The 18719-nt window shown below is 37.4% G+C and carries 18 protein-coding genes; 16 read left to right on the forward strand and 2 right to left on the reverse strand.

Going from position 1 to position 18719, the window contains the following annotated elements:
• Nucleotides 1-89: IS3 family transposase (locus FG383_RS13865; protein WP_142605747.1), on the forward strand; the 89-nt coding region annotated here is incomplete at its 5' end.
• Between the two features lie 313 nt (nucleotides 90-402).
• Nucleotides 403-852, forward strand: a complete 450-nt coding sequence (locus FG383_RS13870) for a DUF2269 family protein (RefSeq protein WP_142607990.1) — start codon at nucleotides 403-405, stop codon at nucleotides 850-852.
• A 124-nt stretch (nucleotides 853-976) separates the two neighbouring features.
• Here FG383_RS13870 and FG383_RS13875 read toward each other — a convergent pair whose 3' ends face one another.
• Nucleotides 977-1750 carry a DeoR/GlpR family DNA-binding transcription regulator gene (locus FG383_RS13875; RefSeq protein WP_142607991.1) on the reverse strand — a complete coding sequence of 258 codons (774 nt, stop codon included), beginning with the start codon at nucleotides 1748-1750 and terminating at the stop codon, nucleotides 977-979.
• A gap of 230 nt (nucleotides 1751-1980) precedes the next feature.
• Here FG383_RS13875 and FG383_RS13880 point away from each other — a divergent pair, with 230 nt between their 5' ends.
• From FG383_RS13880 to FG383_RS13940, 13 genes are all read left to right on the forward strand, one after another.
• Complete coding sequence (locus FG383_RS13880) at nucleotides 1981-3114, forward strand: iron-containing alcohol dehydrogenase (protein WP_142607992.1); 1134 nt, start codon at nucleotides 1981-1983, stop codon at nucleotides 3112-3114.
• 75 nt (nucleotides 3115-3189) lie between these two features.
• The gene (locus FG383_RS13885) at nucleotides 3190-4218 is read left to right on the forward strand and encodes a PhnD/SsuA/transferrin family substrate-binding protein (RefSeq protein ID WP_142607993.1); all 1029 of its coding nucleotides are present in this window, start codon (nucleotides 3190-3192) and stop codon (nucleotides 4216-4218) included.
• Nucleotides 4219-4326: 108 nt separating this feature from the next.
• Entirely contained in the window at nucleotides 4327-5091 is a 765-nt protein-coding gene (gene phnC / locus FG383_RS13890) for a phosphonate ABC transporter ATP-binding protein (protein WP_142607994.1), read from the forward strand.
• 12 nt (nucleotides 5092-5103) lie between these two features.
• The gene (gene phnE, locus FG383_RS13895) at nucleotides 5104-5889 is read left to right on the forward strand and encodes a phosphonate ABC transporter, permease protein PhnE (RefSeq protein ID WP_142607995.1); all 786 of its coding nucleotides are present in this window, start codon (nucleotides 5104-5106) and stop codon (nucleotides 5887-5889) included.
• Complete coding sequence (locus FG383_RS13900) at nucleotides 5889-6731, forward strand: ABC transporter permease subunit (RefSeq protein ID WP_142607996.1); 843 nt, start codon at nucleotides 5889-5891, stop codon at nucleotides 6729-6731. Before phnE ends, FG383_RS13900 begins: the two co-directional genes overlap by 1 nt.
• A gap of 220 nt (nucleotides 6732-6951) precedes the next feature.
• Entirely contained in the window at nucleotides 6952-7767 is an 816-nt protein-coding gene (phnX, locus tag FG383_RS13905) for a phosphonoacetaldehyde hydrolase (RefSeq protein ID WP_142607997.1), read from the forward strand.
• Nucleotides 7768-8323: 556 nt separating this feature from the next.
• A complete protein-coding gene (locus FG383_RS13910; RefSeq protein ID WP_142607998.1) occupies nucleotides 8324-9547 on the forward strand; it encodes a M20 family metallopeptidase in 1224 nt (407 codons plus the stop codon).
• A 104-nt stretch (nucleotides 9548-9651) separates the two neighbouring features.
• On the forward strand, nucleotides 9652-10680 hold the full coding sequence (locus tag FG383_RS13915) for an ABC transporter ATP-binding protein (RefSeq protein ID WP_142607999.1): 1029 nt from the start codon (nucleotides 9652-9654) through the stop codon (nucleotides 10678-10680).
• Nucleotide 10681: 1 nt separating this feature from the next.
• Nucleotides 10682-11716, forward strand: coding sequence for an ABC transporter ATP-binding protein (locus FG383_RS13920; RefSeq protein ID WP_142608000.1), 1035 nt, complete (start codon nucleotides 10682-10684; stop codon nucleotides 11714-11716).
• Between the two features lie 35 nt (nucleotides 11717-11751).
• The gene (locus tag FG383_RS13925) at nucleotides 11752-12732 is read left to right on the forward strand and encodes a P1 family peptidase (protein ID WP_185907952.1); all 981 of its coding nucleotides are present in this window, start codon (nucleotides 11752-11754) and stop codon (nucleotides 12730-12732) included.
• Between the two features lie 21 nt (nucleotides 12733-12753).
• The gene (locus FG383_RS13930; protein WP_142608001.1) at nucleotides 12754-14283 is read left to right on the forward strand and encodes an ABC transporter substrate-binding protein; all 1530 of its coding nucleotides are present in this window, start codon (nucleotides 12754-12756) and stop codon (nucleotides 14281-14283) included.
• Between the two features lie 14 nt (nucleotides 14284-14297).
• Entirely contained in the window at nucleotides 14298-15239 is a 942-nt protein-coding gene (locus tag FG383_RS13935) for an ABC transporter permease (protein ID WP_142608002.1), read from the forward strand.
• 11 nt (nucleotides 15240-15250) lie between these two features.
• Nucleotides 15251-16075, forward strand: coding sequence for an ABC transporter permease (locus tag FG383_RS13940; RefSeq protein WP_142608003.1), 825 nt, complete (start codon nucleotides 15251-15253; stop codon nucleotides 16073-16075).
• 156 nt (nucleotides 16076-16231) lie between these two features.
• Here the strand turns inward: FG383_RS13940 and FG383_RS13945 are convergent, their stop codons facing one another.
• Nucleotides 16232-16891: a Dph6-related ATP pyrophosphatase gene (locus tag FG383_RS13945; protein ID WP_142608004.1), complete on the reverse strand. Its 660-nt coding sequence runs from the start codon at nucleotides 16889-16891 to the stop codon at nucleotides 16232-16234.
• A 242-nt stretch (nucleotides 16892-17133) separates the two neighbouring features.
• On the opposite strand from FG383_RS13945, the gene hpaB reads away from it, so the two are divergent.
• Nucleotides 17134-18567 carry a 4-hydroxyphenylacetate 3-monooxygenase, oxygenase component gene (hpaB, locus tag FG383_RS13950; protein ID WP_142608005.1) on the forward strand — a complete coding sequence of 478 codons (1434 nt, stop codon included), beginning with the start codon at nucleotides 17134-17136 and terminating at the stop codon, nucleotides 18565-18567.
• The last annotated feature ends 152 nt before the right edge of the window (nucleotides 18568-18719 follow it).

Below are 18719 nucleotides of genomic sequence, written 5' to 3' on the forward strand. Positions count from 1 at the left end.
TGACCTATTATAATCATTACAGATACCAATGGAATTTAAAAAGGATGACCCCTGTACAATACAGAGATCATCTTCTTAAAGCAGGCTAACCTTTTTTAAAAATGTCCTTTACAAAGGGTACACTTTATTGTCGGAAAGCCTTTTTTTTAAATGGCTATGTATCGTAAAATGGTATGATGACGACTATCTTACATCTATTAAAATTATCTTAGTCTCAAATGGATATTTATATTGATTTAGCTATAAAAATTGTGAAGAATACACTTAAACTAACGACGCAGTTTAATTTAAGTAGAACTATTAGAGGACTATTTAATTTACCTGTCGAAATGAAGAAATATTGATGGAAAGAAAAAAAGAAAATATGAAATGCTAGTGTAGAGAGGAAGGGGAGAGATAGAAATGGTTTATTTAGTGTTAATACATATTATTTCGGCAATTATTTTTATTGGTAATATTATCACGGCTGCTTTTTGGAAACTAAAGGCCGAATTTTCTGGAGATGAAACACATATCAACAAAACAGCGAAGAATATTATGGTTGCTGATTATGTGTTTACTTTGCCCAGTATTATCGCTTTACTAATTTCTGGATTTTTATTAGCAATAATAAGTAATCATTCCCTTGATGAAATAAACTGGTTAACAATTTCCTTAGCTTTATTTGCAATAACAGGAGTGATTTGGATTACTCTTTTGTTACCCCTACAAAGAAAAATGATTAAATATAGTGGAGAAGAATTCAATAAAATTGATTATAAAAAAGCCTCTCGAACTTGGGATGTTATTGGGATAATATCAACAATAATTCCTATTCTTATCCTTTATTTAATGGTTGCTAAACCTTTTTAAAAATAGACCATCGAAACGATGGTCTATTTATATGCCCAGAATATCAAGTAGATTTCGGGGGCCGAGTGTGAAATGTTACACTTCAACTAACGTAGCGGCTTAGTTGAACAAGCAGTATTGTGGCTTAATGTGGAGAAAGAATCCGAATATCCTGTTTGCTATATTCCTCTACCATATTAGATGATAATGAACTATCAGTAACAATCAGGTCAATATCCTTTAGTGGACAAATATTGATGTAAGCAGATGTCTCGAACTTGGATGAATCAGCAACGACTACTTTATGTTTTGTCCGTGACATAATGGTTTGAATAACGCCTATTTCATGCATTCTAAAATCGGTTAAACCTTGTTCGAGCGATAATGCATTCACCGTGATAAACGCAATATCAATATTGAAATTAGACAAGATTTCTTCACATTGTTTCCCATATAAAGTATATTCCTCTGGATTAAAAAAACCGCCAGTTAGGATGATATTGAAATGTTTATTCGCTCCAAGAATCGATAAAATACGAAGATCATTTGTAATAATGGTTAATCTCTTAAACTTATCAACAAGTGCTTTTGCAATTTCGATCGTCGTAGTCCCACCGTTTAGAGCAATCGCTTGTCCCTCTTCAATTAATTCAATTGCTAATGAAGCAACTTCTTGTTTTTTTTCTAGATTTTTGACTTCTCTTTCATTAAAAAGCTTGTTTACTACATTATCTGTATTTTGGATTAAAACAGCCCCGCCGTGAACGCGTTTTACGTTTCCTTTATTCTCAAGAACCTCTAAATCTCTTCTTATAGTATCGATGGAGACATCCAATAAAGTAGCAAGCTCAGAAGCTTTTACAGCTTTTTGCTGTTTTAAAAAGGATTCAATCATTTCATGTCTTTGTTCTTGTAACATCACGAAGTACTCCCCCTATTTTTTTATCTAGTATAAAAATAATAACATAAACCGAAAGGAAGCAAAATAATGCATAAAAAAGCAAGTTGTAAAGTTAAGAGTATATGTTCTTTATGAAAACAGTGTAAAGGTTATGTAATTAAACTGTAAAACCCCTTGTAAAACTGCAAGAAACAGATTAATCTTGCATTGTAAGTGAATGAAAACCGAAAAAGAGGGGAAATAGCTGAATGGGAAATTATTATAATCCAGTCAAAATTAAAATAGCTGCAATAGATGTTATCGAGGATGTCTTCAATACAATCAATCCTCCACTTAAAAATATTGTCCTTTTACATCGAGGAGGTAACTTTTTAGAAACGGAGGCTGGACGTACCCTCTACAAAGGTCTTGAGGGTTACGGGGTTAAACAATTAGCAGTGAACATATCCAATCCTGATGTAGAAGACTTGTTTCATTACTATAAACAACTAGAAAGCTTCGATTATCATTGCATAGTAGGAATTGGGGGCGGAAGTGTTCTTGATCTTTCGAAATCTTTAGCTGCCTTAAAGAATATGAAAATAGATTCCACTTCTACTCTACGCTCTGTAATTAAACAAAAGCTTTATATAGAAAATCAAAATTTAGTCCCATGGATTGGGATTCCGACAACCTCAGGTACGGGTTCCGAGGTTACTTGCTGGGCAACGATTTGGGATCGAGCTAATGGATTGAAATTGTCCGTGGATTGGGAAAAACTATATGCACATACCGCTATCATTGACCCGACTCTGACAGCATCATTACCGAAGGAATTAACGGCTGCAACTGCTTTAGATGCTTTATGTCATGCAACTGAGGCTTACTGGTCAAAAAGCTCCAATGAAATTTCAAGAATCTATTCATTAGAAGCGATTAATCGAATAGTCAACCATTTTGAAAGTGTATTAAATCATCCGAACGATATCACATTAAGGAAAGAAATTGCTTTAGGAAGCTTGTATGGAGGCCTAGCCTTTAGCAATACAAGAACAACGGCATGCCATTCTATCTCGTATCCGCTCACATTGGAACTTGGAATGGTTCACGGGATTGCGGCAAGTATTACTTTGGCAAAAGTGATGGAAATCAATTTTGACTCGATTATTGAAAACGATAAGCTGCTTCAAGCCTTTGGAGTAAGCGGTGTGAGTGAAATCCAGGAGCTTATCGAGCATTTCCATCAGCTATCAGGATTCTCGAGTAAGCTCAGAGACTACGAGGCGAATGAAGAAATAATCGAAAAAATCGCCAATAACGCCTTTACAAAGGGCCGGATGGATAATAACCCAGTTGCTTTAACAAAAGAAGATGTCACACAGATTCTACTATCTATTTATTAATAAGAAAAACAAGGAAGCTAGACAACAACCTAAGTTCAAAAATATAAAAAATTTATTTTTAAAAGGGAGAAAAAAATGAAGACTAAATTGATGTTTACACTGCTTTTAATATTCACTGTTTTGTTAACGGCGTGCGCTGGAGGAAATGATGTTGCAGAAGTGGATGATGTGATAAAAGTTGTTTGGTATCCGAACGAATCTGGTCAAGATATAAAATCATCTCGTGAAGAAATTGGACGACTGATTTCAGAGGCTACAGGGAAAAAAGTGGAGCATCAATTAACAACTGACTATGCGATTGCAATTGAAACATTAGTGAATAACAATGCGGACTTTGCATTTCTGGGGTCACAAAGTTATATTCAAGCACAAAATAGAAATGATGCGATTCGAACAATTGCAGTAAGATCTGGTGAATCTGGAACTTTGGATGATGCTAAATATTATAGCTGGTTAGCGGTTAATGTGGACGAACAAGACAAGTACAAAGTAAATGGAGAATTTTCACTTGATACGATTGCCAATACAAAGTTTTCATTTGTATCAAACAGCTCTACATCGGGATTTAAAGTACCGTCATCTAGTATTATTGCTCATTTCGCACAACAAGAAAAATATGCAAATTTAACGGAAGAGGATTTAATGGAAGGTGGTCCGTTATTCTCCCAAGTACTATTTGGTAACTCTCACCAAGGTTCCGCAGTCAATTTATTAACTGGTAATGCAGATGTTGCAGCATTTTGTGATACTTGTGTAGAGGATTATGTGGAGATTGCTGAAGGGGATGAAAATACTGTAGGTGCTGTATATCGCGTAAAAGATGGTGCAGCAGAACCTTTTAATGCGATTGCAGGCAAGGAATTTACATTAATGAATGCAACACCTGTATTAAATGAACCATTCGTAGTAAACATGGATTTAATCGGTCAAGAGGATTTTGATACTATTCAAAATTTATTAACTTCCGATGAATTTGCAAACAATGAAAAAATATTTTCTCCTGAAGGCTCAGAACAGGCAGCTTTATTCACTAAAAAAGATAAAGAAAGACTAATTGCTGTAGAAGATGAATGGTATGATCCAATCCGAGAACTTTCAAAGTAATACACCAATTCGTTAATAGGAACAACGAAAGGAAGAAGAGTGTGTATATGCGAATATTTGTTATACACACTCTTACTTGCTAATTAAACCAAAAAGGAGCCACTTCAAATGTCTTTGTTAAAGATAGAGGGACTTGGAAAATCATATACAGCAGACAAACAAATACTAAAGAATGTTAATTTTGAAATAAAAGCAGGAGAATTTGTTTCCATCATTGGTCCATCAGGTGCTGGTAAATCTACCATGTTGCGTTGTATTAATAGAATGGTTGAATTTAATGAAGGAAAAATTATTTTTAATCATCAGGATGTTGGAAGTCTGAATAACAAAGAGTTACGTAAATTACGAACGAATATTGGGATGGTGTTTCAGCACTATAACCTCGTCCCTCGTTTGACAGTGATTGAGAATGTACTCCACGGCAGATTTGGTTATAAAACAACGCTACAAGGAGTTTTAGGCAGATATACGGAGGAGGAAAAAGAACGTGCCTTTTACCTACTGGAGAAACTAGGAATTCATGAACATGCTTATAAGCGATGTGACCAATTAAGTGGTGGTCAGCAACAGCGGGTAGGGATTTGCAGAGCATTGATTCAAGAGCCTAAATTGATTCTTTGTGATGAACCAATCGCTTCACTTGATCCGAGTTCTTCTAAGGTTATCATGGACCATTTAAAATCCATAAGTACTGAAATGGGCATTACATGTTTGGTGAATTTACACCAAGTAGAAGTGGCCCAACATTATTCAGATCATATCATCGGGTTGAATAAAGGTGAAGTTGTATTTCGTGGAGAGGGCAGTGAACTTTCTGCCGAACAAATTCAAAAGATTTATGAAACAAATACGAAAGACCTAATAATTGAGTGAGGAGAAAAAAACGTGAATGAAAAAGCGATGCGAAAAAGCAGATGGCAGACAGTAATCTTTCTCCTCATTATCATCGTTCTTACCTATTTATCATCAGCTATTACAAGATTTAATTTTGTAGAGGGAATGGCAACGATCCCTGAAGCAATAGGTTGGATTTTCTCTAATTTAATGGTGACGCAGGAGTCGATGGATAAATTACCTAAAATACTAGAAAAGTTAGCGGAAACCATTTTTATGTCCATTGCGGCGACAACTATAGCAGCTGTAATATCCCTCTTTTTAGGATTATTTGGATCAAAAACAACAAAAGTAAACAACTTCTTAAGTGTATTTGCTCGTTTTATTGCTTCCGTATCAAGAAATATTCCAGTGGTCGCATGGTCCTTGGTTTTGCTTCTTTCTTTTGGGCAAAATTCAGTGACAGGATTTCTCGCTCTATTTATCGGGACAGTAGGATTTTTAACAAGGGCATTTATCGAATCGATTGATGAAGCTAGTCAAAGCTCTGTTGAAGCATTAACCGCAACGGGAGCAACCTATTTACAAATTGTGAGTAAGGCAGTTATACCGCAATGCTTGCCACAGATACTTAGTTGGGTATTGTTTATGGTGGAAACCAATATTAGAAATGCTACTTTGGTAGGGATCTTAACGGGTACGGGAATTGGATATACGTTTGATGTGTATTACAAGATGTTAAATTATAATGCCGTAGCACTTGTGACATTATGTATTGTCATTACCGTGATTATTGTGGATCTTATTTCAAATTATGTACGGAAGGTGATTTTATAATGGAAGCATCTTATATTCGAAGAACGAAAGACGGTCGTATTCATATAAAATCAGGCAGCAAAGGTGATCAAGTCGTAAGATGGACGTTAATAATTCTCCTAGTTTTAACGGTTGTTGGCTTTCTATTATTTAACTATACTGGGTTGGAATTAGGCTCAGCGATTGCAGAAACAGCTTATAACTTGAAAGTGATGTTTCTTGAACCGACATTAAGTCATTTTGATTTAGGAGAAGCCGTCTATCAAGTTGGGATTACACTTGGTTTAGCATTTTTGGCTACGATTATCGGAGCCATTATTGCCTTTTTCCTTTCTTTGATGGTCGCGACAAATTTAGCACCTGCCTGGGTATCGAGAATAATTCGTATATTTGTTGCTGTTATTCGGGCTGTTCCAACCGTATTATGGGTGTTAATCTTTGCGATTTCCGCTGGGTTAGGGAGTGAAGCGGCGGTTCTTGGAATGCTATTTCACTCTATCGCTTATTTAGTAAAAGCATTTTCGGAAGGCTTTGAAGAAGTCGATAAAGGAATCTTTGAAGCGCTGAAATCATCTGGTGCTAACTGGTGGCATATCGTGAGAAGTGGTGTCATACCGACTACTTTAACGTATTTATTGTCATGGGTGTTCTTAAGATTCGAAATTAATTTTGGAGTAGCCGTAGCAATGGGAGCTGCAGCTGGTGCAGGCGGAATTGGATTTGAACTTTTCATGGCTTCCGGATTCTACTTCGATCTACGAGAGGTCGGCTTTATTACTTATTCGATTCTCATTATTGCCTTTCTATTAGAGGTGATTTCAACTCGTTTGAAAAGACGATACTTCCCAGCAACTTCTAACTAAAAGATGAAGATTGGAGAATACAGATAACGATGAATCACTACAAACTTTTAACAGCTGGTCCTTTGACAACGACAACAGTGTGAAAGAGGAAATGCTGTTAGACCGTGGGTAAATTTACGAATGAACATACATTTTGAACAGGAAAAATTGGCGAGATTCATGAAGCCGATATTGAAGAATTATGCAATATTATAGAATCTTATATGGGAGTGATGGAAAAATGAACAAAGTAGAAGGAGTTATTTTTGATTGGGCTGGTACAACAGTGGATTTTGGTTGCTTTGCACCAGTAAACGTGTTTATTGATATTTTTAAAAATGCAGGTATTGAAGTGACCATGGAAGAAGCAAGAGAACCAATGGGGATGTTGAAAATTGACCATATTCGTGCGATGCTGTTCATGCCAAGAATCTCGACAAAATGGGAAGAAAAATACAAAAGAGCATTTAATGAACAAGATGTAGTGAATCTATATGCTGAATTTGAAACTGCACTCATGTCTTCTTTAAGCGAGTATACAGATCCAATTCCAGAGGTTGTAGAGACTGTGCAAATATTAAGAAACCAAGGATTGAAAATCGGTTCAACAACAGGATATACACAAACTATGATGGATGTTGTTGTTCCAAATGCTTTGAAAAAGGGCTATGGTCCAGATTTTTATATTACACCGGATGGAACAAATTCTTTGGGAAGACCGTATCCTTATATGATATATCGCAATATGGAAGCATTAGAACTATCAGCATCATGGAAGGTAGTAAAAGTAGGAGATACTACCTCAGATATTAAAGAGGCAGTTAATGCAGGTGTTTGGTCAGTGGGTGTCGTGATCGGTAGCTCTGAAATGGGATTAAGTTTAGAAGAATTTAATGCTCTATCTAAAGAAGAACAAGAGAAAGTGATTTCTAAAACAGAAAAATCCTTTTTACAAAATGGGGCAGATTTTACAATTAAATCGATGAGCGAATTGCCACCATTAATTGAGACAATTCATCACCTTATTTCAGATGGAAAAAGACCTAATGCTAAATAAGCTAAACTAAAAGATTGATAGAGTTAGTAACTTTAATCAGCTACGGACAACTGAGAGCAAACCTTAAATTCAGGTTTGGTCTTTTTTTATTGCTTAAAAGAAGGATGGGGATGATTTTCCATAAAGAAAATGGATGATTTCCCCCAAAAGTCACTAAATATCTTTTGTTTCTTGTGTTTTTTACCATCTAAAATAGCGAAGCCCTGGTACTCACGAAAAAGCGTCCGCCATGCAGCGAAAATCTTAGCGGACACTTCATTCAACGCACTACGACGTACTTTCCCTATTATGTCCATCATTCCATTCATAGTTTCTATATGCAATAGCGAAGCAGAGACAGACACTTACGTTAATTGGTGAAATAATCCTCCACTCGATAAACCCTTTACCCATCTTCCGTAAGACAATCTGTCCAGTCCAAACCATGAATTGTTTACATATTGTCTAGTTAATTGAAAATATCCTCAAAATATAATAAAGATAGAATATTTTAAAGATTCGTTAAATGTTTGCGGGTCCGTAGTTTTTCAACAGGTCTGGGAAAAGGGGAGATTATATGAACACAAAAGTAGAAAACGTGACATATTTACGAGACAAAGAGGCTGTTATTAATTTAACAAGAGAGCTAGTTCGAATTCCTAGTGTTTACCGTGAAAATACTTCCGATGGAAATGAAACGAAAGTAGCACTATATGTAGCTCAATATTTAAAAGATCTTGGAATTGAAACACATGTGGAGGAAGTAGTGCCTGGTAGACCAAATGTTATTGGAGTCATTGACTCTGGGAAACCTGGAAAAACGCTACTTTTTGAAGGACATACAGATGTTGTGACTGAAGGTAATAGAGATGCATGGGAATATGACCCATTTGGAGCGGAAATTGTAGATGGACGTATGTATGGAAGAGGAACGAATGATACAAAGGGGAATTTGGCATGCATGATAACTGCTGTGAACTCTCTTTTGTTAGATAAAGAAGAATTCAAGGGAAAGATCATTCTTTGTATTCCTTGTGATGAAGAAGGCATGATGCTCGGGATTAAACACTTCATTAAACAAGGTTGGGCAGATGGGGTAGATGGAGCAATTATATGTGAACCTGAAGAGAATAACGTTTGTATTGCACAACGTGGGGCAATGCGTATACAAGTAGATGTATATGGAAAGATGGCTCATGGCGCTATATCTTGGAGTGGTATTAATCCAAACTGGCGCATGGCAAGACTAATAGTCGAGCTCGAAAAATTAGAGAAAGAAGAGCAAGCAAGATTAGGAGAAGATCCTTATTTGAAATGGCCATCGATCACTCCTACTATATTGCGCGCACCTGTAAAAGGAGATGCACAAATCAATGTTATCCCGGATCACTGCATGATGACTCTCGATATTAGAACAGTGCCGAATCAAGATCATGATGAACTATTAAAAAAAATCAACGACATTATAAATAGATTAAAAGAAGTTGATCCTGATTTTAAAGTAGATTTAACGATTTTAGACAATCGTCCTTCTACGTTAACTCAGAAGGATAATCCAGTAGTCAAAGCAGTGTACGATGCTGTCCATACTGTAACAGGTGAAGAGCCGATTTATAATGGCGTTCCAGGAGCAACAGATGGCACATTCCTCCATATGCACGGTATTCCAATTGTGACGATTGGTGCGGGAGATCGAGAAATTCCACATCAAATTAATGAATATGTGGATATTGAAGAATTGGCAGTTACTACTGCTATTTTCAGAGACGCCGCTTTAAGATTTTTGAATAGTGAGAAGTAGTTGCTGATGAAGGAACTTAACGTTGCAGTAATCGCTTTAGTTTGGACTTAAAATTAAAATATAGTAGTAAAATTTAGTAATTGAAATGAAAAAGAGGTGAACTCATGAATACCCCACAAATTAAATCAGCATCCACTAAACTTCTTCAGGAAGACTTGTTACTAGAGGTTAAGGGGTTAAAAACCTATTTTAAACTTGGAAAAGGGAAAGTTGCTAAGGCGGTTGATAACGTAAGTTTTTCTATTAACAAAGGTGAAACTGTCGCGTTAGTAGGGGAATCCGGAAGCGGGAAGAGTATAACATCGTTGTCCATAATGAGACTTATCCCCAAGCCACCTGGTGAGATTGTGGAGGGCTCTATTCGTTTAGAGGGAAAAGAATTACTTACCCTTTCGGAGAATGAGATGACCGAAGTTCGCGGAAACGAGATAGGAATGATTTTCCAAGAACCAATGACATCATTGGATCCAGTTTTTACGATTGGCAATCAAATAGTGGAATCTCTTATGAAACACCAAAAGATGAAAAAAAGAGAAGCGTATGAGAAAGCAATTGAATTATTAAAAGTAGTCGGCTTTTCAAGAGCTGAAGTCATTATTAATGAGTATCCCCACCAATTGTCTGGAGGTATGAGACAAAGGGTGATGATAGCTATTGCGATGTCGAACAATCCAAAGCTCCTTATTGCAGATGAGCCAACGACGGCATTGGATGTTACCGTTCAAGCCCAAATACTAAACTTAATGGTGGACATGAAAGAACAATTTGGATCGTCCATACTACTCATCACACATGATATGGGAGTAGTTGCAGAAGTTGCAAATAGAGTGCTTGTCATGTATGGAGGACAAATCGTGGAAGAGGCTCCTGTCAAAGACCTCTTTCTGAAAACGAAACATCCATACACGAAAGCATTATTAAAAACCATTCCAAGTATTGATGTGGAATTAGAACGATTGGACTCGATACCTGGTATGGTTCCACCTGCTCACTTGTTTCCAACAGGATGTAGGTTTGCGGAAAGATGTGTACATGTGATGGCAAAATGTCGTGAAGAGAATCCTGAACTCATGGAGAATTCTCCGAATCATAAAGTTAGATGTCACCTTTATGAACAAGTAGGAGGTATTTAGAATGAACGAAAATGAGAAGCTTCTTACTATAAATAATCTTAAAAAGTATTTTCCTATTAAAGGTACCCCTTTTAAGAAAAAAGCTGGACAAGTAAAGGCCGTTGATGATGTAAGTTTTCATATATTCAAAGGAGAAACGTTAGGGATTGTAGGAGAATCTGGATCAGGCAAATCCACTTTAGGAAGAACCATTCTTCGATTAACAGAACCTACCGATGGGGAAATAATTTTTGAAGGTACAAATCTTGAGAAACTTCCAATGAGTAAGCTATTTGACTATCGGAAGCATATGCAAATGATTTTTCAGGATCCATTTGCCTCCCTAAACCCTAGAATGCGCGTTGGGCAGCTAGTAGGAGAGCCTTTAGCAGTCCAAAAAATATTAACAAAAGCAGAACGCACTGAAAAAGTAATCGACTTGATGGGGAAAGTTGGTTTACCTAAAGAAGCACTGACAAAATTTCCTCATGAGTTTTCAGGAGGACAAAGACAGCGGATAGGAATTGCGAGAGCTTTATCGATGAACCCAAGCTTTATTATTGCGGATGAGCCTGTTTCCGCATTAGACGTATCGGTTCAATCGCAAGTTCTGAATTTGATGATGGATCTTCAAGAAGAGTTCAACTTAACTTACCTATTCATTTCTCATGATTTAAGCGTGGTAAAACATATTAGTGACCGCGTAGGTGTGATGTATCTAGGTCGTATTGTTGAAATTGGACCTAAAAAAGCTATTTATAGCAACCCATTACATCCTTACACACAGGCACTTTTATCTGCCATTCCTGTTGCAAATTTTGACAGTAAAAAAGAAAAGATACAGCTAAAAGGAGAACCACCTAATCCTTCAAATCCGCCTGAAGGATGCGCATTTCATACAAGATGTCCACTTGCATACGAACGTTGTAAATTGGAACGACCGGGTCTTGCAGAGCAAGGGGACGGTCAATATGTGGCATGCCATTTGTATGCAGGAAATGCAAATGAAAGTATCGAGTCAAGCAATGATGAAAAAGTGCTTGTTCTGCAAAATTAACTAGGTTTTCATGTCTATAGCAGGGGGGAAGTTTAATGATTCATGGCAATATAACGGATGTTCCAGGCGTAAAAGTTGGCAATTTAGAAAACGCTGAAGCATTAACGGGTTGCACAATTGTCGTTGTAGAAGAAGGGGCTGTATGTGGGGTAGATGTCCGTGGATCAGCTCCAGGAACAAGGGAAACAGACTTACTTGATCCTATCAATAAAATAGATGAAGTACATGCAATCTCATTGGCTGGGGGCAGTGCGTTTGGTTTAGATGCTGCATCAGGTGTTATGCAATACTTGGAAGAACAAGGAATAGGATTGGACGTAGGTGTAGCAAAAGTGCCAATTGTTCCAAGTGCGGTATTATTCGACCTACCTATTGGAAATTCTACCATTCGGCCTGATAGACAAATGGGATATGAAGCAGCTAAAAAAGCAAGTATTGGCCCTTTTCCTTTTGGAAATATAGGAGCTGGATGCGGAGCAACAGTTGGTAAAATAACAGGCATTGAAAATTGCATGAAAGGCGGCTTAGGTAGTGCATCTTTAACGTTTGAAAATGGTCTTGTAATCGGAGCAATAGTTGCAGTGAATGCGGTAGGTGACATAAGAAATCCACTAACAAGGGAAATACTTGCCGGACCGATTGACCCGAAAACGGAGGAGCTAATCGATAGCATTGCATATTTACAACAAAATGCATCTACAGATCACATATTACCAGGGACAAATACGACGATTGGGGCAGTAGCGGTAAACGCAAAGCTAACAAAAGCGGAAGCCAAAAAGATTGCTCAAATAACCCAAAATGCATTAGCTAGAACTATTTTTCCAGTGCATACGACAATGGATGGTGATACCGTCTTTGCACTTGCCACTGGTGGAGATGTATACCCGGTTGATTTCCTGGGAAATATGGCGGCGCAAGTAATGGAAGAAGCAATTATTGTAGCTATAAAAGCTGCTGATGCCGTAGAAGGCGTACCGAGCTATAAAAGCCTAAAGCACAAAGTAATATCGTAAGCATAAAAAGGGGGATGCAAGATGAAGAAAAACAAAAATTGGTTCATGCTTATCGCCATAATGTTATGTGTTTTGCTTATAGGCGCATGTTCTGGCGAAGAAGGCAGCGAAGCAAACGGGGAAAAAGCACAAGTGATTAAGGTAAGAATTAATGATGATCCAGATTTCCTTGATCCACATTTGGCAACTGCATCGATTTCTTTTCAAATGATTTTAAATATGTTTGAAGGTTTATTTGCCCCTGAAACGGATGGTTCTTTGACTCCAGCAGTAGCTGAAAGTTATGAGCTATCTGAAGATGGTTTAACTTATACATTCAATATTAGAGATAATGTGAAATTCCATGATGGCAATGCACTTACAGTGGAAGATATAACGTATACTTTTAATCGATTAATGGGAGCAGAAAACGGTGAACCTCTCTCCTCTGATTTTAATAATGTTGCTTCCACAGAAGCGCCAGATGCGGATACATTTGTGATCAAACTGAAAGAGCCAAATTCAAACTTCCTATATTCACTAACTGCTTTGCAGTCAGCTATTATACCTGCAAGCAATGACGGAAACCAAAATGATAATCCAATTGGAACAGGACCATTTAAATTCGTAAAATACACGCCTGGAGCTAATTTAGAACTAGCCAAAAATGAAGAATATTGGGACGAGAAACTGCCTTACTTAGACAAAGTAACGTTCGTATTTCAATCAGATGATCAATCAGCATTAATGGCACTAAAGGCAAAAGAAGTAGATTTAACTGGAGTACCAGCAAACCGATTAGCAGAAGTAGAAAATGACTTTACGATTAGTAAACAAAATAACAATTCATCATTAATTGTTACTTTTAATCATGAAAAAGAACCGTTTAATGATCTTAGGGTTCGTCAGGCTATTAACTATGCGGTAAATAAAAATGACATCATAGATGCTGTTTTTTCAGGATATGCTACACCAACCGGTTCTAATATGAGTCCAGCAATGGGGGATTATTATAAGGATGGATTGCAAGACGTTTATGCTAGAAATATTGAAAAAGCAAAAGAGCTACTTGCAGAAGCAGGCTATCCAGATGGCTTTAGCACGAAAATATCCGTATCATCCCATAACGATATGTATTCAAATATAGCGCAAGTTGTAGTAGAAAACTTAAGAGAGATTGGGATTAACGTAGAAATCGAAGTTGTGGAATGGGGAATTTGGCTAGAACGAATCTACTTCGGAAGAGATTATGACATGACGGCAATCGATCTAACTGGTAGACCTTCTGCATATGAAGTTTTAAATGATTATATTTCTACAAACGATAGTGAAAACTTCTTCAAATTCAAAAATGCTGAATTCGATCAAACAATGGCAGATGTATTAAAAGAAGCAGACAGAGATAAACAAATAGAAATGTATCAACGTGCACAGGAAATATTAACGGAAGAGTCTGCATCCGTATATATTGCAGATTATCAAGTGCTTTGGGCATCTGGCAAAGGAATTGAAGGACTAAAAAGTTACCCATTCTGGTTCCATGACATGTCTGAGGTAAGATTTACTGAATAGAAGGGAAGAGAAATATGGCATATATCATTCGCAGAATTATACTATTTGTCGTCACGATGGTGCTTGTATCTCTAATCACTTTTTCGGTTTTTCAAGTAATGCCGGGCGATCCTATACGCATTATGTTAGGAACTGAGGCAGATGAAACACAAGTAGAGACATTAAAAAAGCAACTTGGATTAGACCAGCCCCTTTACGTTCAATACATTGACTGGGTAAAAGGCTTAGTAACTGGAGATTTAGGAGAGTCTATTCGTTTTTCAAGACCTGTAACAGAATTACTTGCGGATCGATTGCCGGTCACTATTTCCTTAGCTTTAATCACGTTACTTATAGTCGTCATTGTTGCAATCCCTCTTGGAATATTCGTTGCTAAAAGACAAAACAAGCTAAGTGATGTTGTTTTGTCTTCGGCAACTCAATTAGGGATGGCAATTCCATCCTTTTGGCTAGGGATGTTATTAATTTTGTACCTAGGGATGAATTTTAGCTTTTTCACTATTAGTGGCTATGTTCCTTGGACACAAAGTGTAGCTGGTGCTCTTGGTGCAATATTGTTACCAGCATTGACGATAGCAATTCCGCAAATAGCGGTTAAATTTCGGTATGTGAGAAACGCAATACTAGAACAACTGCGATTAGATTATGTTCGGACGATTCGAAGTAAAGGTATCACAGAAAAGTTCGTGATGTATAAGCATGTGTTAAGAAATTCGATGATTCCTATATTGACGATATTCGGTTTAATAACTGCTGAGGTTGTAGCGGGCACCATTATTGTGGAACAAGTATTTTCTTTACCTGGTATCGGTCAGTTACTTATTACTTCCATCAGTTATCGGGACTTCCCACTTGTACAAGGAATTGTTATGTACATCACATTTATTGTTGTTTTGATCAATTTCTTAGTGGATATTTTATACTCAGTACTAGATCCTCGAATACGGTTAAATTAAGGAGGACTTTAATGAAAACATTAATGAGTCATGCCAAAAATATAAATTTAGTCTTGGGCCTCCTCATATTATTATCTTTTTTGGTTTTAATGATTTTGAGTTTCTTCTATACCCCCTATGATATTAACGTTATGAATGTTGCTAATAAGTTAAAAGGTCCAAGTAGTGAACATTGGTTTGGTACGGATGAATTCGGAAGAGATATTTTTAGTCGAATTATGAAAGGAACCCAAACTGCCTTTTTTGTTGGAACTTTAACTGTAACTATTGGTGTCATTTTTGGTACGTTGATCGGAGGGATGGCTGGTTATATCGGTGGTTGGGTAGATGAGGTATTCATGCGGATTATGGATGCATTAATGGCTTTTCCTGGTATCATCTTGGCACTTATGTTAGTTGCTGTATTTGGACCAGGAATTGTGAATACATCCATCGCCCTTGGCATAATAGCAATTCCTAGTATTGCGAGAATTGCTAGAAGTGGTTTTATCCAGCACAAAGAATTTGAATATGTGTTATCAGCAAAGTTGATAGGTGTAAAGCCTTTTAAAATTATGTTTAGACATATTTTACCGAATGTTTCATCGCCATTAATTGTAGCTGCATCGGTGAGTTTTGGAGTTGCTATGCTAGCAGAAGCGGCACTAAGTTACCTAGGACTAGGTGTTCAGCCACCTAACCCAAGCTGGGGACGTATGTTAAAAGACTCCCAAGCTTATTTAACAAGTTCACCTTGGTACACATATGCTCCTGGTATTTCGATTACTTTTATGGTTTTAGGATTTTATATGCTTAGCAACGCAATAAGAGATATTATGGATCCTCGTTCCAACTGAGTAGACAGGGAAATGACCGGTTTTTGATTAACTACTAAAAACCGGTTTGTCCTGTTCTATAAAGTTACTATTTAACCTAATTCATCAGGATTCTATAAATACTAAGATCCTTATAAAATTATGTTTTGGACATTTGGAAGCCTTCCCAAGCACATATTATACGTCCAGCGTCACAGGTGTGAACACATAATTACCTTTCTCAACCGGCTCCCCAATCACAACTGGAACGCGCGAAGAAAAAATCGGACCATCTACTACAACGGTATGAAACTCCCCGTTTTCGCCACAAGCATCAATGCCAGCAAGTTCGAGCTCCTCAACAATATCTCTCGTCAATTTTTTCCCAACAAACTTAGCAGGCATCATCGTCGTATTCACAACAACAATCCAAGCTTCAAACCTTTTAGTTAGCAACTCTTCGACGACCGTTCTTCGCGTCATTTGCCAAAGCGGATGTACGGCTACAATATCCGACTTCGCGCACGTCTTTTGCACCCACTCCAAATGCCCTTCTAGATCGATATCGCCAAACACCCCATGCGTAATTCCTTCTTCTCGGCAAGCATCCATTGCGCTAGTAAACTGATTTTCATATGTACCCCAACTAGCCGCTTTTGTTAATAAAGGCACGCCAAGTCGGTCCACTTGAGCTTGCACAACCTCTAACGGAAGAGCGTGTGACTTGGAAATTTCCCCATCTTCTTCAAACATCGTCAGTACTTTTTTCGGCATCATTCCTAATTGCAGTGCTCGGTAATATGCTAAAGCAGAATCCTTTCCACCGCTCCATGAAGCTACAAAACTTGCATTTTTCATATCCCATTCCCCCTTTACTACTAAGTTACATGATTAATTGATTTATTCCAACCTAGGAAGCTTTCTGGTGGAACAAAATGGTTGAAAGCAATCAATTAGCAATAGAGAACTACCATAAAGATCTCCTATATGAACTGAATATACATTCTACTCGAACCTGTGTAACAATCATAGGTAACGATTAATAATATACATCTAAAGAAGTTCAGAACAATTAGCTTGTACCATCGAGGAGTGGGTTTATGTCAGCGATTACGGGAAAGCAATATATCGAAAGGATTGATCAGTTAAAAACGGAAATATGGATAGATGGTAAACATGTGACAGGTAATATTTCGGAGCATCCTGCATTCAAAGGGATAATGAAGAGCCAAGCAACTTTGTACGATTTACAACATGATGCATCGTTAAAAGAGACTATGACTTATCCATCCCCATCTACTGGAGAAGCTGTAGGTATGTCTTATTTACAGCCTAAAACAAAAGAGGATTTAGTAAAAAGGAGAGAAATGATCCAACAGTGGGCGAGATCAAATAATGGGCTAATGGGAAGAAGCCCAGACTATATGAACACGACTCTAATGGCTTTTGCATCATCTTCCGAGCTGTTGAAAGGAAAGAAGAACTGCTTTCCTGAACATTTACGCTCATTTTATGAATATGCACGCGAGCAGGATGTATCGATGACACATACTTTTGTAGATCCACAAGTGAATAGGACACAATTTTATATGGAGAACGACAATGAGCCTATTGCTGTAAAAGTAGTGGATCGAAACGCAGAAGGGATTATTGTAAAAGGAGCAAAATTACTTGCAACACAAGGGGGGATTACGGATGAAATTTTGGTCCTTTCTACTGGGGGAATCTTAGAGGAGGAGGGGGGCTTTGCCTTTTCCATCCCGAGTAATAGTAAAGGCCTAAAGTTTATCTGTAGGGAATCATTTGTGGGTGGAGACTCTGTGTTTAATTATCCGTTAAGTTCACGCTTTGAAGAAATGGATAGTATTGTAGTGTTTGACAATGTGCTAGTGCCGTGGGAACGTGTATTTTATTATGATAATTCAGCTGTTGCGACCAGCTTCCAAATAACTAGCTCTTTTCAATCATTTGCACTACATCAAGTGATCTCCAGACAAATCATGAAAACAGAGTTTATATTAGGTATCGCCCAATCCATCATTAACACGATAAATATCTCAGAATATAAGCATGTGCAAGAAAAGATTGCCGAAATTATAATGGGACTTGAAACGATGAAAGCATTAATCATCAAATCAGAAGTAGAAGCAAAATTGGATGAATGGGGTTATATGCGACCGGACAGCATGACATTACTCGTAGGTATTAATATTTTTCCACGCATCTATCCAAGATTCACTGAAATCATTCAGCTTTTAGGCGCAAGTGGACTGATGACTATCCCAACCGAACTTGCATTCCAATCATCTATACGCAAAGATCTAGACCAATACTTACAATCTAGGACAGAAAATGCAGAAGAACGCGTCAAACTTTTTCGTCTCGCATGGGATTTAACAATGAGCCCTTTCGGCACACGCCAAACGCTATATGAACGCTTCTTCTTTGGAGATCCTATACGACTTTCTAGTCAACTATATCAATCGTATAATATAGAACCGTACGTGGCGTTGGTGAAGGAGATATTAAAGTGAAGCTTGTCACTTTATAGTTAGCTAGAAAAGTAGATATCCAAGTAGTAGAATCTACTTTTCTACGTTTATACATATCATCAATAATTTTAAGTCTCCTTTACGCAACTATCGTTTCTAGTAAAAGTTTCAATAATTCTTCCAGCGTTTCCGGT

This window comes from Psychrobacillus soli, assembly GCF_006861775.1.
Lineage (GTDB): Bacteria > Bacillota > Bacilli > Bacillales_A > Planococcaceae > Psychrobacillus > Psychrobacillus soli.

Excerpts from the sequence above, each read along its gene's own strand:
- FG383_RS13935 (WP_142608002.1), top strand. The coding sequence starts at position 14,298 with ATGGCATATATCATTCGCAGAATTATACTATTTGTCGTCACGATGGTG.
- FG383_RS13885 (WP_142607993.1), top strand. The coding sequence starts at position 3,190 with ATGAAGACTAAATTGATGTTTACACTGCTTTTAATATTCACTGTTTTG.
- FG383_RS13940 (WP_142608003.1), top strand. The coding sequence starts at position 15,251 with ATGAAAACATTAATGAGTCATGCCAAAAATATAAATTTAGTCTTGGGC.
- hpaB (WP_142608005.1), top strand. The coding sequence starts at position 17,134 with ATGTCAGCGATTACGGGAAAGCAATATATCGAAAGGATTGATCAGTTA.
- FG383_RS13920 (WP_142608000.1), top strand. The coding sequence starts at position 10,682 with ATGAACGAAAATGAGAAGCTTCTTACTATAAATAATCTTAAAAAGTAT.
- FG383_RS13870 (WP_142607990.1), top strand. The coding sequence starts at position 403 with ATGGTTTATTTAGTGTTAATACATATTATTTCGGCAATTATTTTTATT.
- phnC (WP_142607994.1), top strand. The coding sequence starts at position 4,327 with ATGTCTTTGTTAAAGATAGAGGGACTTGGAAAATCATATACAGCAGAC.
- FG383_RS13915 (WP_142607999.1), top strand. The coding sequence starts at position 9,652 with ATGAATACCCCACAAATTAAATCAGCATCCACTAAACTTCTTCAGGAA.
- FG383_RS13880 (WP_142607992.1), top strand. The coding sequence starts at position 1,981 with ATGGGAAATTATTATAATCCAGTCAAAATTAAAATAGCTGCAATAGAT.
- FG383_RS13945 (WP_142608004.1), bottom strand. The coding sequence starts at position 16,891 with ATGAAAAATGCAAGTTTTGTAGCTTCATGGAGCGGTGGAAAGGATTCT.
- FG383_RS13900 (WP_142607996.1), top strand. The coding sequence starts at position 5,889 with ATGGAAGCATCTTATATTCGAAGAACGAAAGACGGTCGTATTCATATA.
- FG383_RS13875 (WP_142607991.1), bottom strand. The coding sequence starts at position 1,750 with ATGTTACAAGAACAAAGACATGAAATGATTGAATCCTTTTTAAAACAG.
- FG383_RS13925 (WP_185907952.1), top strand. The coding sequence starts at position 11,752 with ATGATTCATGGCAATATAACGGATGTTCCAGGCGTAAAAGTTGGCAAT.
- FG383_RS13910 (WP_142607998.1), top strand. The coding sequence starts at position 8,324 with ATGAACACAAAAGTAGAAAACGTGACATATTTACGAGACAAAGAGGCT.
- FG383_RS13930 (WP_142608001.1), top strand. The coding sequence starts at position 12,754 with ATGAAGAAAAACAAAAATTGGTTCATGCTTATCGCCATAATGTTATGT.
- phnX (WP_142607997.1), top strand. The coding sequence starts at position 6,952 with ATGAACAAAGTAGAAGGAGTTATTTTTGATTGGGCTGGTACAACAGTG.